The sequence below is a fragment of the Ferriphaselus sp. R-1 genome (genome assembly GCF_000746095.1).
In the GTDB taxonomy this organism is placed as follows: Bacteria; Pseudomonadota; Gammaproteobacteria; order Burkholderiales; family Gallionellaceae; genus Ferriphaselus.
Genome location: NZ_JQKP01000003.1, coordinates 50,804 through 63,760 on the forward strand (window position 1 = coordinate 50,804; position 12,957 = coordinate 63,760).

13 protein-coding genes, 2 tRNA genes and 1 pseudogene are annotated in these 12,957 nt (G+C 59.9%); 13 read left to right on the plus strand and 3 right to left on the minus strand.

Going from position 1 to position 12,957, the window contains the following annotated elements; genetic code table 11:
- The first annotated feature begins 78 nt into the window (after nucleotides 1-78).
- On the plus strand, nucleotides 79-1,038 hold the full coding sequence (locus DM08_RS04655) for a PEGA domain-containing protein (protein WP_161780262.1): 960 nt from the start codon (nucleotides 79-81) through the stop codon (nucleotides 1,036-1,038).
- A 61-nt stretch (nucleotides 1,039-1,099) separates the two neighbouring features.
- Here DM08_RS04655 and DM08_RS04660 read toward each other — a convergent pair whose 3' ends face one another.
- Nucleotides 1,100-2,197, minus strand: a complete 1,098-nt coding sequence (locus DM08_RS04660; RefSeq protein WP_088177596.1) for an anhydro-N-acetylmuramic acid kinase — start codon at nucleotides 2,195-2,197, stop codon at nucleotides 1,100-1,102.
- A gap of 9 nt (nucleotides 2,198-2,206) precedes the next feature.
- The gene (locus tag DM08_RS04665) at nucleotides 2,207-3,505 is read right to left on the minus strand and encodes a M23 family metallopeptidase (RefSeq protein ID WP_035383485.1); all 1,299 of its coding nucleotides are present in this window, start codon (nucleotides 3,503-3,505) and stop codon (nucleotides 2,207-2,209) included.
- 193 nt (nucleotides 3,506-3,698) lie between these two features.
- Here DM08_RS04665 and tyrS point away from each other — a divergent pair, with 193 nt between their 5' ends.
- The 6 genes from tyrS to DM08_RS04695 all read left to right on the plus strand — a co-directional run bounded on the left by tyrS (nucleotide 3,699) and on the right by DM08_RS04695 (nucleotide 7,992).
- Nucleotides 3,699-4,889 carry a tyrosine--tRNA ligase gene (tyrS, locus tag DM08_RS04670; RefSeq protein WP_035383639.1) on the plus strand — a complete coding sequence of 397 codons (1,191 nt, stop codon included), beginning with the start codon at nucleotides 3,699-3,701 and terminating at the stop codon, nucleotides 4,887-4,889.
- A gap of 16 nt (nucleotides 4,890-4,905) precedes the next feature.
- The gene (cmk, locus tag DM08_RS04675) at nucleotides 4,906-5,580 is read left to right on the plus strand and encodes a (d)CMP kinase (RefSeq protein WP_035383486.1); all 675 of its coding nucleotides are present in this window, start codon (nucleotides 4,906-4,908) and stop codon (nucleotides 5,578-5,580) included.
- A gap of 97 nt (nucleotides 5,581-5,677) precedes the next feature.
- Nucleotides 5,678-7,384, plus strand: a complete 1,707-nt coding sequence (gene rpsA / locus DM08_RS04680; protein ID WP_035383487.1) for a 30S ribosomal protein S1 — start codon at nucleotides 5,678-5,680, stop codon at nucleotides 7,382-7,384.
- Between the two features lie 12 nt (nucleotides 7,385-7,396).
- Entirely contained in the window at nucleotides 7,397-7,684 is a 288-nt protein-coding gene (locus DM08_RS04685) for an integration host factor subunit beta (RefSeq protein ID WP_035383488.1), read from the plus strand.
- A 145-nt stretch (nucleotides 7,685-7,829) separates the two neighbouring features.
- A tRNA-Lys gene (locus DM08_RS04690) sits at nucleotides 7,830-7,905 on the plus strand.
- An 11-nt stretch (nucleotides 7,906-7,916) separates the two neighbouring features.
- Nucleotides 7,917-7,992 (plus strand) — tRNA-Thr (locus tag DM08_RS04695).
- Between the two features lie 337 nt (nucleotides 7,993-8,329).
- Here DM08_RS04695 and smpB read toward each other — a convergent pair.
- Nucleotides 8,330-8,782 (minus strand): annotated as a pseudogene (gene smpB, locus DM08_RS04700) (SsrA-binding protein SmpB); the annotation flags it as partial.
- Between the two features lie 72 nt (nucleotides 8,783-8,854).
- On the opposite strand from smpB, the gene DM08_RS04705 reads away from it, so the two are divergent.
- The 6 genes from DM08_RS04705 to DM08_RS04730 are packed head-to-tail and all read left to right on the plus strand — an operon-like array spanning nucleotide 8,855 to nucleotide 12,957.
- Nucleotides 8,855-9,292: a type II toxin-antitoxin system RatA family toxin gene (locus DM08_RS04705; protein WP_035383640.1), complete on the plus strand. Its 438-nt coding sequence runs from the start codon at nucleotides 8,855-8,857 to the stop codon at nucleotides 9,290-9,292.
- Nucleotides 9,279-9,596, plus strand: coding sequence for an RnfH family protein (locus DM08_RS04710; protein WP_035383490.1), 318 nt, complete (start codon nucleotides 9,279-9,281; stop codon nucleotides 9,594-9,596). Before DM08_RS04705 ends, DM08_RS04710 begins: the two co-directional genes overlap by 14 nt.
- Nucleotides 9,597-9,599: 3 nt before the next feature.
- Nucleotides 9,600-10,472: a 3',5'-nucleoside bisphosphate phosphatase gene (locus DM08_RS04715; protein WP_035383491.1), complete on the plus strand. Its 873-nt coding sequence runs from the start codon at nucleotides 9,600-9,602 to the stop codon at nucleotides 10,470-10,472.
- Nucleotides 10,472-11,101 carry an L-threonylcarbamoyladenylate synthase gene (locus DM08_RS04720; protein ID WP_035383492.1) on the plus strand — a complete coding sequence of 210 codons (630 nt, stop codon included), beginning with the start codon at nucleotides 10,472-10,474 and terminating at the stop codon, nucleotides 11,099-11,101. The genes DM08_RS04715 and DM08_RS04720 overlap by 1 nt, the downstream gene beginning before the upstream one ends.
- 2 nt (nucleotides 11,102-11,103) lie before the next feature.
- Nucleotides 11,104-11,745 (plus strand): site-2 protease family protein, encoded by a 642-nt coding sequence (locus DM08_RS04725; RefSeq protein WP_035383641.1) that lies wholly within the window; start codon nucleotides 11,104-11,106, stop codon nucleotides 11,743-11,745.
- Nucleotides 11,746-11,754: 9 nt separating this feature from the next.
- Complete coding sequence (locus DM08_RS04730) at nucleotides 11,755-12,957, plus strand: tryptophan--tRNA ligase (RefSeq protein ID WP_035383493.1); 1,203 nt, start codon at nucleotides 11,755-11,757, stop codon at nucleotides 12,955-12,957.

Consider the following 12,957-nt stretch of genomic DNA (forward strand, 5'->3'; position numbering starts at 1 on the left):
GGTAACGTTATGATAAGTATCAACAGGATTGCTGCACTGTGTTGTGTAGCCTCATTGGCCGCTTGCTCCAGCATCGAGATGCCCTCGATGGGGGGCATGGTCGGGGTGTTCAACCGTGGAGACGTGATCGAGGTGTCGACCAAGCATCGTCCGAACCCGAATGCTCCTTTGACGAAGTATGCCGCGACCATACGTTTGGGTAAATTCACGGATGACCGCAAGGTCGGGGCCGGAACGAGGACGATAGGCACGGGTGGCGGCAACGTTGCAGGTCTGACTACGAACGATATCACCATCTCTCAGGATGTTACCGCTCTGGTCGCGGCGACTATGCGCAATCGCCTTGACGATGCTGGTTTTACGGTTTTCGAAGACCGCGCAGCCAATGCTACCTTCGAGCTGTCGGCATCGGTCAAGGATATGACGCTCAACGTCAAGATTCGGGATGAGATCCTGATCGGGATCGAGCTTACCATGCGCGAAGTGGCCTCCGGCAAGGTTGTTTGGTCCGGTCTGGTGATAGAAAAGAACGACCGCTTTGCCGGTGTCGCCGGTAACAACCGGGCGGATGTGGCCGAGTATCTGCGAAACAGTTTGTGGACAGTGGCCGGCAAGGGTACCGATGCGATCAGTTCCAGCCTGATGGCAGCCCGTCCCGAGCTGTTCAATCTGACTCCGGGGACTCGCCCCGTGCCTGGCGTGACCGTGTACGTGGCACCGACGCTCTCCGTACCGGCTCCCGCTGCTGCGGCACCTGCGCCGGTCTATCAGGGTGCCCCAGCGGCAGTCACTGCACCGCCATCCAGTTACACGCCGCGTGCAACTGCGACGACCGGTCTGTTGGTGGTCAATACTTCGCCTGGGCGAGCCAAGGTCTACGTCGACGGCGTGTATTTTGGCTTGTCGCCGTTGCGTGTGGAAGTCGATCCCGGCGTGCATGCGGTGAGTGTGAAGCTGGAAGGTTACAAGATGGCGACCGAGAAAGTGTCGGTCCGACGCGGTGATAACACCGAGATGGAATTGCCGCTCGAACGTTGAACTATGCCGATCATGCATCACCTGCAAGAAGAAACCCGCTCAGGCGGGTTTTCTTTTGGGTTCAGGCCAGGTGGATCGCACCCAGTATGCAAGGATGCTGCGCACCTGTGACCTCGGGCAGATTGCCGGGTTGATGATGGCAGGTTCTCTGCGCCAGCCAGGCGAAGGCGATGGCCTCCATCCAGTCGGCATCGATGCCCAGAGTATCGGTGGCGGCCACATGACAGTGGGACAGGGCAGTATGCAGGTAATTCAGCAGGCGGCCATTGTGCGCCCCGCCGCCGCATACCCAGATCTCGCTCGTGCTGGCGCAGTGATGAGTGATGGCATCGGCGATGCTTTGTCCGGTTAACGCAAGCAGCGTCGCCTGTACATCTGCCGGAGCTTCGTCACCTTCCAGATGAGAATCTAGCCAGCATAGATTGAACAGGTCGCGCCCACTGCTCTTGGGCGGGGGGGCGGAAAAGAACGGTTCCGCCAACAGTTTGGCCAGGAGTGCAGGAATGAGGTTGCCGCTGGCCGCCCAGCTGCCGTCACGGTCATACGCCTGACCGTGGTGGCGGGCGATCCAGCCATCCATCAGCAGGTTGCCGGGACCGCAATCGAATCCGGTCGTTGGCTGGCCTGGTGCCAGATCGGTCAGATTGCTGATGCCGCCGATATTGAGGATGACCCGATGTATGCGGGGATGACGCAGGATGCTGTCATGGAATGCCGGTACCAGTGGCGCGCCTTGGCCGCCTGCCGCGATGTCGCGGGAACGGAAATCCGCGATCACGTCGATACCGGTCAGTTCTGCCAGCAGTGAGGGGTTATTGAGCTGGAGGGTGTAGCCATGCTCGGGGCGATGGCGGATGGTCTGGCCGTGGCAGCCGATGGCGCGTACCTTACACGCTGCGACCCCGGCCTTTTCGAGCAAGGCCAAAGTCGCGGCGGCGTAGTCTCGCGCCAAACGCTGGCTGATGATCTGTGCCTGATGCAATTCATTCCCGGAAGGGTGATGCAACTCCAGCAACTCATCCTTCAATGATTGCGGGTAGGGTTGGTAGTGGCTGGCGATCAGCCGGGGAGTTGCCTGTGACAGATCGACCAGTGCGCAGTCGATTCCGTCCAGACTGGTGCCGGACATGATGCCAACATAAAGCTCAGCAGCTGGCACCTTGCCGAATTAGTCCAGCTTGGCGAGGTTGATGTCGCGCATCAGGCCGAGGCGGGCGTAAAGAGCCTGATTCGATTGTTCAAAAGCTGCTTTCTGGCCAGCGCTGATCGGTTTGGCATCAGGCATGGCGACGCGCAAAGGATCGCGCTGCACTCCATCGATCTTGAATTCGTAGTGCAGGTGAGGGGCGGAGGCCAGCCCCGTCATGCCGACATAACCGATGATGTCGCCCTGATGGACGGCTTGCCCCTTGTGCATGCCGGAGGCGAAGCGCGACAAGTGCCCATACACCGTGCGATAACGCCCTTGGTGGGCGATCTCGACGACGTTACCGAACCCGTTCATCTTGCCGGAAAAAGCGACCACGCCATCGGCAGTGCTCTTCACTTTGGTGCCGGTAGGGGCGGCATAATCCACGCCCTTGTGGGCGCGTACCCGGTTCAGTACCGGATGCATGCGGGCCGAGCTGAAGCCGGAGCTAACACGGGAGAATTCCAGCGGTGAGCGCAAGAAAGCCTTATGTACACTCTTGCCTTCGGGGGTGTAATAGTCGCCATGGGTTGCGTCGGTCTTGAAATAGACCGCACGGTAGGGCGTGCCTTGATTGATGAATTCGGCAGCCAGGATACGACCGGTACGCACCGGCTGGCCGTTACTGTAGGTCATGTCATAGATGACGGAGAACTTGTCACCCTTGGCGAGATCGCGATGGAAGTCGATGTCGCCGCCGAAGATGTCGGACAGCTGACTGGCGATCACGTCGGGCAGGTCAGCCTCGTCCGTGGCAGCGAACAGGCTGGACTTGACCACCCCGGTGCGCAGGAAGACACGTTGCTCGACCTGTGCAGGCTGGGTTTGCACCATGAAGCTCTCGTCGTGACGCGTGATCGACACTTGGGCGCCCGCATTGCCGGTGAATCTCAAGGCGATCAACTCGCCGTCCAGCGTGCTTTCCGCCATGACTTGCTTGCCTGGGGCATATTTGCGGAAATCGGCGGCCTGTGCGCTCTTGCGCAGGAATGTGCTTGCCGCCTGATCGGAGATGTTGAGTTTGGCCAGCAGGTCATCCACGGTGTCGCTACGGGACATTTTCTCAGTACGCCAGAACGTGGCAGCAGGTGCCGAGGTGGGCTCTGCGGACGGGATGGCGATCTCGGCTGAGGTGACTTGGGCAGGAGCGAACTGGGTCAGGCTTTGTGGCATCACGCCAAAGGCGGTGACCACGCCCAACAGGGGCAGGGTGGAGACGGCAACAAACCAGCGAATCTTAGATTTGCGTTCTTGAGTCAGGATGTTTTGAGTTACCATTCGCGCTCCCCGTTTCACCATGATCGACCGAACAGTCGAGATGTCTTGGTGAACCAAGGCGCGACTTTACCAGAAAATCCCCTTTGGTCAAACAGTAATCTGCGGCTTCTGGCTTGATTCTGCTATGGAATCGGGGAGCTTGCAGGCCCCGGCTCCGGGATGGCCGAATGGACATGATGACGAACTGAACGCTATGCGACAAGAAACCATAGAACTGATCAAGCGCGGCTGTGACGAACTGCTGCTGGAAGATGAACTCAAGCAGAAATTGGCGCAAGGACGGCCATTGCGCATCAAGGCAGGTTTCGATCCGACCGCCCCCGATCTGCATCTGGGCCACACCGTTTTGCTGAACAAGATGCGCCAGTTGCAAGATCTGGGGCATCACGCCCTGTTCCTGATCGGCGATTTCACCGGCATGATCGGCGACCCCACCGGCAAGAACGCCACGCGCCCGCCGCTGTCGCGCGAACAAGTGCTGGCCAATGCGCAAAGCTATCGCGAGCAGGTGTTCAAGGTGCTTGATCCGGCCAAGACCGAGATCGTGTTCAACTCGACCTGGATGGATCAGTTCAGCGCAGTCGATCTGATACGCCTCGCGTCCACGCATACCGTGGCACGCATGCTGGAGCGTGACGACTTCTCCAAGCGCTACAAGGGCGGCCAGCCCATCGCCATCCATGAGTTCATGTACCCGTTGGTGCAAGGTTACGACTCTGTGGCGCTCAAGGCGGACATCGAGTTGGGCGGCACCGATCAGAAGTTCAACTTGCTGATGGGGCGCGAGTTGCAAAAGCACTACGGCCAGCCTGCCCAATGTGTGCTGACCATGCCGCTGCTGGAGGGTTTGGACGGTGTCAACAAGATGTCCAAGTCGCTGGGTAACTATGTTGGCGTGACTGAGGCCCCGAACGAGATGTTCGGCAAGTTGATGTCGATCTCCGACGAACTGATGTGGCGCTATCTGGAGCTGTTGTCCTTCCGCTCCATGAGCGAGATACGCGGCTGGAAGAGCGAAGTCGAAGGTGGGCGTAACCCGCGCGACATCAAGGTGTTGCTGGCGCAGGAGATCGTTGAGCGCTTCCATCACCGTCAGGCGGCGGCGGACGCTCTGACCGCCTTCGAGTCGCGTAGCCGTGGCGAGATTCCCGACGAGATGCCGGAAGTTGCGCTCCCGTCCGTAAATGGCAGCCTGGGCATCGCACATCTGCTGAAGCAAGCCGGACTGGTGTCCAGCAACTCCGAAGCGAATCGCCTGGTGGAGCAGGGCGGGGTCAAGCTGGATGGCGAGAAAGTCAGCGACAAGAGTCTGCAGATCACGGCGGGTGCCACGGTCGTTGTTCAGGCGGGCAAGCGCAAGTTCGCTCGCGTTACCATTCAATAGCTTGAGATAGTCTTTTATGGCACATTCTGACATTCCCGTGATCGCGATCGACGGTCCATCCGCTTCCGGCAAGGGCACGGTAGCCCAGCGCGTCGCGGCAACTTTGGGTTTTCACTTTCTGGATAGTGGAGCTTTGTATCGCCTGCTCGGACTCGCTGCGCAGCAACGCGGGATCGATCTGGCCGACGAGGGCGGGCTGGCTCAACTTGCGTTGCAGATGGACATCCGTTTCGAGGGTGAGTCGATCTGGTTATACGATGCCTTGGTGGGCGATGAGCTGCGCTCGGAGCAGACTGCCGCCGCCGCCTCCCAAGTAGCCGCGTTGCCAGCAGTGCGTGCGGCCTTATTGGATAAGCAGCGCGCCTTCCGTCAAGCTCCTGGGCTGGTCGCGGATGGGCGCGATATGGCCTCTGTCGTGTTCACAGATGCCGTTTGCAAGGTGTTTTTGACGGCCAGTGCCGAGGCTCGTGCCGAAAGACGATATAAGCAGTTGATAGGCAAAGGGATGGATGCTAATATCGCGGCCCTTTTGCAAGAGATACGTCTGCGCGATGAGCGGGACAGCCAACGTAGTGTGGCACCTTTGCAAATGGCGCCGGGCGCGACCCTGCTGGACACCACCCCCCTGAGCATCGAGCAGGCTGTGGCGGAAGTGCTGGCACGTTACCGTGCGGCGAGTAAGGAAAGCTGATCTCACTTGCATCGGCCTAAGGACCTGTAACGAGCCCTTCGTTGCAGGATGTGTAACTAACCCCCGCTCACACCGGGTTTTGCTTGGAAATCTGTAAATGACTACTGCCGTATCCGAAATGGAAAGTTTTGCCTCCCTGTTTGAAGAAAGCCTGACGCGCAAGGAAATGCGTGCTGGCGAACTGATCACCGCCCAAGTGGTGCGTGTCGATCATAACGTCGTCGTGGTGAATGCCGGCCTCAAGTCTGAGAGCCTGATCCCCGTCGAAGAATTCCTGGACGACCAGGGCACCCTGGAAGTCAAGGCCGGTGATTTCGTCACCGTCGCCATCGAGTCGCTGGAGAATGGCTTCGGCGAAACTCGTTTGTCCCGCGAAAAGGCCAAGCGCCTGGCCGCCTGGCACGAACTCGAAGTGGCCATGGAAGAAGGTCAGATCGTTTCCGGCTACGTCAGTGGCAAGGTCAAGGGTGGTCTTACCGCCCTGGTCAACGGCATCCGCGCCTTCCTGCCCGGTTCGCTGGTCGACATCCGCCCGGTCAAGGACACGACCCCGTACGAAAACAAGACCATGGAATTCAAGGTCATCAAGCTGGATCGCAAGCGCAACAACGTGGTGGTTTCCCGCCGCGCCGTGCTGGAAGCGACCCAAGGTGCTGACCGCGAAGCTCTGATGGAGAACCTGAAAGAAGGCGCCATCGTCAAGGGCGTGGTCAAGAACATTACCGACTACGGTGCGTTCGTTGATCTGGGCGGCATCGACGGCCTGCTGCACATCACCGATCTGGCATGGCGTCGCGTGAAGCATCCTTCCGAAGTTCTGACCGTTGGCGACGAAGTCGAAGCCAAGATCCTGAAGTTCGACCAAGAGAAGAACCGCGTCTCCCTGGGTATCAAGCAGATGGGCGACGATCCGTGGAACGGTCTGGCTCGCCGCTATCCGGCCAGCACCCGCCTGTTCGGCAAGGTGACCAACCTGACCGACTACGGTGCATTCGTTGAGATCGAGCAAGGCATCGAAGGTCTGGTACACGTTTCCGAGATGGATTGGACCAACAAGAACGTTCATCCGTCCAAGGTCGTGGCTCTGGGCGACGAAGTGGAAGTGATGATCCTGGAGATCGACGAACAGCGTCGCCGCATCTCTCTGGGCATGAAGCAGTGCCAGTCCAATCCTTGGGATGATTTCGCGATCAACCACAAGAAGGGCGACAAAGTGCGCGGTCAAGTCAAGTCCATCACTGACTTCGGCGTGTTCATCGGCCTGGAAGGCGGCATCGACGGCCTGGTTCACCTGTCCGACCTGTCCTGGTCGCAGCCTGGCGAAGAAGCCGTGCGTGGCTACAAGAAGGGCGACGAACTGGAAGCTGTGGTTCTGGCGATCGATGTCGAGCGTGAGCGTATCTCCCTCGGCATCAAGCAGATCGATGGTGATCCGTTCAGCGGCTTTGTGGCTGGCCATGACAAGGGCGCGATCGTCAACGGTACCGTCAAGTCGCTGGATGCCAAGGGCGCAGTGATCGGTCTGGACGGCGATGTGGAAGCCTACCTGAAGGCCTCCGAAGTGTCGGCTGACCGCGTTGAAGACATCCGCAACCACCTGAAGGAAGGCGACACTATCAAGGCCGTCATCATCAACGTGGATCGCAAGGGTCGTGGTATCAACCTGTCCATCAAGGCGCTGGATCGTGCCGAAGAAGCAGCCGCCATGCAGAAGTTCTCTGCCGAGAACCCAAGCAGCGCCGGTACGACCAACCTGGGCGCACTGCTCAAGGCTAAGCTGGACACCAGCAAGGCCGACGCATAATCGAGGTGTGACATGACTCGTTCAGAACTGATTGCCAACCTAGCAGAGCGTCATCCGCAACTGCTGGCCAAGGATGCCGAACTGGCGGTCAAGGTCATCCTTGATACGCTGGGCGACACCTTGGCTAGCGGAGGTCGCATCGAAATTCGCGGCTTTGGCAGCTTTGCGCTGAACTATCGTCCACCCCGCCAAGGGCGTAACCCGAAGTCGGGCGACAAGGTGCAAGTACCGGCCAAGTACGTCCCGCACTTCAAGGCAGGCAAAGAATTACGTGAACGGGTAGATTACCCGGCCAAGTGATTCATCCAGTAGCAGAACAAGAACGGCCCGGTCGCAAGATTGGGCCGTTTTCACATGCCCCATGCCCACCGCAGAATTTGCTCGATACGCCCAATTTCGGATTGACGTGCGTATGGGTAATCCGTAGAATCCGCGCTTCGCTTTTGGGTCGGTAGCTCAGTCGGTAGAGCAGCGGACTTTTAATCCGTTGGTCGCGAGTTCGAATCTCGCCCGACCCACCAAGCGCAAAACCGCCGCTTTAGCTCAGTTGGTAGAGCAACCGCCTTGTAAGCGGTAGGTCGTCAGTTCGAATCCGACAAGCGGCACCAATACGAAAGGGCTTGCATCTTTGCAAGCCCTTTTCATTTGCGCCCATCGTGCCGCCGCAGAGGGCCTGGCGGCTTACTTTCGCTCCTTTTTCATGGCCTGCGCTACTTCGCGCTTCGCATCCCGTTCGCGTTCGGTGTCTCCATTGTGGCTACGGCCACCGCTGCGCGGTTTAACTTGCTGCGCAAGTTAGCCTACGCCGCAAGTGCGACCAGCCTCAACTATTTGCGCTCCTTCTTCATAGCCTGGGCAACTTCGCGCTTGTGGCTTTGGCCGCTCGCTTTGCGAGCTTAACATCGGCTGCGCCGATATTAGCCTCCGCCGTAAAAGAGACACCGCTTACTTTCGCTCCTTTTTCATGGCCTGCGCTACTTCGCGCTTCGCATCACGTTCACGTTCGGTGTCTCTTTTATCATGTTCCTTTTTGCCTTTGGCTAGGCCGATGTCCAGTTTCACCCGTCCGCCTTTGTAGTGCATGTCCAGCGGCATCAGGGTGTAGCCTGCGCGCTGTACTTTCCCGCTGAGTTTTTCGATCTCGTTCTTGTGCAGCAGCAGCTTGCGGGTGCGGGTGGCATCGGGGTGGATGTGGGTGGAGGCGGTGGCTAGGGGGCTGATGTGGCAGCCGAACAGCCATAGCGCGCCGTCCTTGGCCAGGACGTAGGCTTCCTTGATCTGCACGCGCCCGGCGCGGATGGATTTGACTTCCCAGCCTTCCAGCATCAGGCCCGCTTCGTGGCGGTCTTCGATGAAATAGTCGTGGAAGGCTTTCTTGTTCTGGATGATGCTCATGGCGGATTGGTGTTCGGTTAGCGGCTGGAAACCCGTATAATTCTACGCAGTTTTGTGAAGGCGGTCGAAGTTACGATGGCGTTGGTCGAAAAATCGGTGTTGGTGCCGTACAGTTGTGCGCAAATGTTCGTGCTGGTGGATGGCGTGGAGCGCTATCCCGAGTTCCTGCCCTGGTGTGGCGGTTCGTCGGTGACCTCGCTGGAAGGCGATGTGGTGCACGCTTCGGTGCAGATCGATTACCACGGCCTTAAGCAGAGCTTCACTACCGAGAATGCCCGCGTAGCGCCGTATTCCATCGACATGACGCTGCAAGATGGGCCGTTCCAGCATCTGGACGGGGTGTGGCGCTTCGTGCCTTTGTCCGATGCCGCCTGTAAGGTCGAATTCCGTTTGCACTATGAGTTCTCCAGCCAGTTGCTGGAGAAGCTGGTCGGGCCGGTGTTCAGCCATGTTGCCAACAGTTTTGTCGATGCGTTCGTTAAACGCGCGGAGAAAGTCTATGCCGGACTCTAACAAGTTCACGATCGAGGTGGTCTACGCCCTGCCGCACGAACAGACCCTGCTCAAGGTGCAAGTGCCGCCCGGCACCACGCTGGACGAGGGTGTCCGGCAGTCCGGCATTCTGGAGAAATATCCCGAGATCGATCTGGACAAGGGCAAATTCGGCATCTTCGGCAAGCTCTCCAAGACCGATACGGAGTTGCGCGAGCTGGACCGCATCGAGATCTATCGCCCCTTGCTGGCCGACCCCAAGGAAGTGCGCAAACGCCGCGCCGAAGAAGGCAAAGTGATGAAGAAAGGCGGCGGCGACGCCTGATCCATGCTCGATTACGACCTGCACTGCCATTCCAATGTGTCTGACGGACTGCTGCCTCCCGCCGAAGTGGTGGCACGGGCGGCGGGACGCGGTGTGCGCGTGCTGGCGTTGACTGACCACGACGATACCGACGGGCTGGCGGAGGCGCGCCGTTCCGCTCTGGAACACGGCATCACCCTCATCAACGGTTGCGAGATCTCGGTGACCTGGCGAACCCACACCGTCCATGTCGTCGGCTTGAACGTGAATCCCGAACATGCGCCGCTGGCGGCAGGATTGGCGGCAGTGCGCGGCGGTCGCCGGGCGCGTGCCGAGCTGATGGCCGAGTCGCTGGCGCGCGCCGGTGTCGGCGGCGTGTTGCAAGGCGCGCTGCGCTATGCTGCCAACCCCAACATGATAGGCCGCACCCATTTCGCCCGGTATCTGGTCGAGGCGGGTCATGCCAAGGAAGTGAAGAACGTGTTCCGGCGCTTTCTGGTCAAGGGCAAGCCGGGCTATGTGCCGCACCAGTGGGCTACGCTGACCGATGCCGTCGGCTGGATACGCGGCAGCGGCGGGGTGGCGGTGCTGGCGCACCCCGGTCGCTACATGACGGGGCGGCACGGCATGGGCAAGCCCACCATGCGCTCCTTGCTGGGCGAGTTCGCTGCGCTGGGCGGCGATGCGCTGGAGGTGGTGACCAGCAGCCACACGCCCGAGCAATATGCCGAATTCACCCGCTATGCCAGCGAGTTCGGTCTGTACGCTTCCTGCGGCTCGGATTTCCACGGCCCCGGCGAGAGCTATTTCGACATCGGGCGCTTGCCCGATCTGCCGCTGGATTGCCGTCCGGTGTGGCAGTTGTGGGAGAACCAACCTTTGCAGAAAGTCGCCTGATGTCCCATCTCTTTACCATCCATCCCGACAATCCCAATCTGCGCCTGGTCCGCCAGGCCGCCGAGATGCTGCGCGACGGCGCGGTCATCGTCTATCCCACCGATTCCGGCTATGCGCTGGGCTGCCATCTGGACGACAAGGACGCGGTCAACCGCATCCGCCGCATCCGGGGCATGGACGACAAACACCTGCTGACGCTGGTATGTCGCGATCTGTCCGAGCTTTCGACGTACGCCAAGGTCAGCAACACGCACTTTCGCCTGATGAAGAACAACACGCCGGGCAGTTTCACCTTCATTCTGGAGGCGACCAAGGAAGTGCCGCGCCGCTTGCAGCATCCCAAGCGCAGCACGGTCGGCGTGCGCATCCCCGACCATCCGGTGGCACTGGCGCTGCTGGAAGAGTTGAATGAGCCGCTGCTGAGCTCCACGCTGATCCTGCCGGAAGAACATCATCCGCTGACCGACATACACGAGATCCGCGAGATTCTGGAATATCAGATTGATCTGTTCATCGAAGGCGGCATCGTTGGCATCAATCCGACCACGGTGGTGGATCTGACTGGCGCTGCGCCCAAGGTGCTGCGCGCCGGGGCAGGGGACGCCTCGGCCTTTGCGAGCGAGGGGTGATCTTGGATCAGCTCATCCAGACTATCGTCATCGCCGCCATCCCGGTCCTGTTCGCCATCACGTTGCACGAGGCGGCGCATGGCTACGTGGCGCGCCATTTCGGCGACATGACCGCCTACGCCGCCGGGCGCATCAGTCTCAATCCCATCCGCCACATCGACCCGGTCGGCACCATCCTGTTGCCGTTGTTGACGCTGGCTGTCGGCGGCATCCTGTTCGGTTGGGCCAAGCCGGTGCCGGTCAATTTCTCCGCCCTGCGTCACCCCAAGAAAGACATGCTGTGGGTCGCGCTGGCCGGGCCGGCTTCCAATCTGGTCATGGCGCTAGGCTGGGCGCTGGTGGCCAAGGTGGCCTGGGCTTTCCCGGGAAGTTATTACGCCGAACCCATGCTGGAAATGGCACAAATGGGCATCAAGATCAACGCGGTACTGATGGTTCTGAACCTGCTGCCGCTGCCACCGCTGGATGGCGGGCGCATCGCGGTCAGTCTGCTACCGTATCGTCAGGCGTACCAGCTATCCAAGATCGAGCCTTACGGCATGATGATTCTGATCGTGCTGGCGGTAACGCCGGTGTTGAGCTGGATACTCTCGCCGCTGTATCGTGCATTCGTTCAAGTTTTGAGTCTAATTTTCGGAATCTAAAGGAATATCATGTTTGCTGATCGCGTCTTGTCAGGCATGCGCCCCACCGGCAGCCTGCATCTCGGCCACTACCACGGCGTGTTGAAGAACTGGGTGCAGATGCAGCACGAGATGGAATGCCTGTTCTTCGTAGCCGACTGGCACGCCCTGACCACGCACTACGACACGCCGCAGGTGATCGAGCAGAGCGTGTGGGATATGGTGATCGACTGGCTGGCAGCGGGCGTTGATCCCGCCCATTCGACGCTGTTCATCCAGAGCCGTGTGCCGGAACATGCCGAGCTGCATCTGCTGCTCTCCATGATCACGCCGCTGGGCTGGCTGGAGCGCATGCCGACCTACAAGGATCAGCAGGAAAAACTCTCCGGCAAGGATCTTTCCACTTACGGCTTCCTCGGCTATCCGCTGCTGCAAAGCGCGGACATCCTGATCTACCGCGCCACGCAAGTGCCGGTGGGCGAAGATCAGGTGCCGCACATCGAATTTACCCGCGAGATCGCGCGCCGCTTCAACCACATCTACGGACGCGAGATCGGTTTCGAGGAAAAAGCCGAGGCCGCCATCAAGAAGATGGGAAGCAAGAAAGGCCGTCTGTACAGTGAGTTGCGCACGAAATATCAGGAGCAGGGTGACGATGAGGCGCTGCTGGCCGCCAAGGCCTTGCTGGACGAGCAGCAGAACCTGTCGCACGGCGACCGCGAGCGCCTGTTCGGCTACTTGGAGGGCAGCGGCAAGATGATTCTGTCCGAGCCGCAAGCCATGCTCACCGCCGCCTCCAGGATGCCGGGGCTGGACGGACAGAAGATGTCCAAGTCTTACGGCAACACCATCTCGATGCGCGAAGACGAAGAGAGCGTGACCAAGAAGATCCGCACCATGCCCACCGACCCGGCGCGCATCCGCCGCACCGACCCCGGCACGCCGGAGAAATGTCCGGTGTGGCAGTTGCACCAGGTGTATTCCTCGGACGACACCAAGCAGTGGGTGCAACAGGGCTGCACCAGCGCGGGCATCGGCTGCATCGAATGCAAGCAGCCGGTCATTCAGGGCGTGCTCGACGAGCAGCGCCCGATGCGCGAACGCGCCCAGTACTACCTCGACGACCCGACGCTGGTGAAGAACATCATCGCCGATGGCTGCGAAAAAGCCCGCGAACTTGCCCGCGACACCATGCGCGACGTGCGCGAAGCGATGGGGCTGAGCTACAGCTAG

Excerpts from the sequence above, each read along its gene's own strand:
- DM08_RS04665 (WP_035383485.1), bottom strand. The coding sequence starts at position 3,505 with ATGGTAACTCAAAACATCCTGACTCAAGAACGCAAATCTAAGATTCGC.
- DM08_RS04685 (WP_035383488.1), top strand. The coding sequence starts at position 7,397 with ATGACTCGTTCAGAACTGATTGCCAACCTAGCAGAGCGTCATCCGCAA.
- DM08_RS04715 (WP_035383491.1), top strand. The coding sequence starts at position 9,600 with ATGCTCGATTACGACCTGCACTGCCATTCCAATGTGTCTGACGGACTG.
- rpsA (WP_035383487.1), top strand. The coding sequence starts at position 5,678 with ATGACTACTGCCGTATCCGAAATGGAAAGTTTTGCCTCCCTGTTTGAA.
- DM08_RS04730 (WP_035383493.1), top strand. The coding sequence starts at position 11,755 with ATGTTTGCTGATCGCGTCTTGTCAGGCATGCGCCCCACCGGCAGCCTG.
- DM08_RS04655 (WP_161780262.1), top strand. The coding sequence starts at position 79 with ATGCCCTCGATGGGGGGCATGGTCGGGGTGTTCAACCGTGGAGACGTG.
- cmk (WP_035383486.1), top strand. The coding sequence starts at position 4,906 with ATGGCACATTCTGACATTCCCGTGATCGCGATCGACGGTCCATCCGCT.
- DM08_RS04720 (WP_035383492.1), top strand. The coding sequence starts at position 10,472 with ATGTCCCATCTCTTTACCATCCATCCCGACAATCCCAATCTGCGCCTG.
- DM08_RS04705 (WP_035383640.1), top strand. The coding sequence starts at position 8,855 with ATGGCGTTGGTCGAAAAATCGGTGTTGGTGCCGTACAGTTGTGCGCAA.
- tyrS (WP_035383639.1), top strand. The coding sequence starts at position 3,699 with ATGCGACAAGAAACCATAGAACTGATCAAGCGCGGCTGTGACGAACTG.
- DM08_RS04710 (WP_035383490.1), top strand. The coding sequence starts at position 9,279 with ATGCCGGACTCTAACAAGTTCACGATCGAGGTGGTCTACGCCCTGCCG.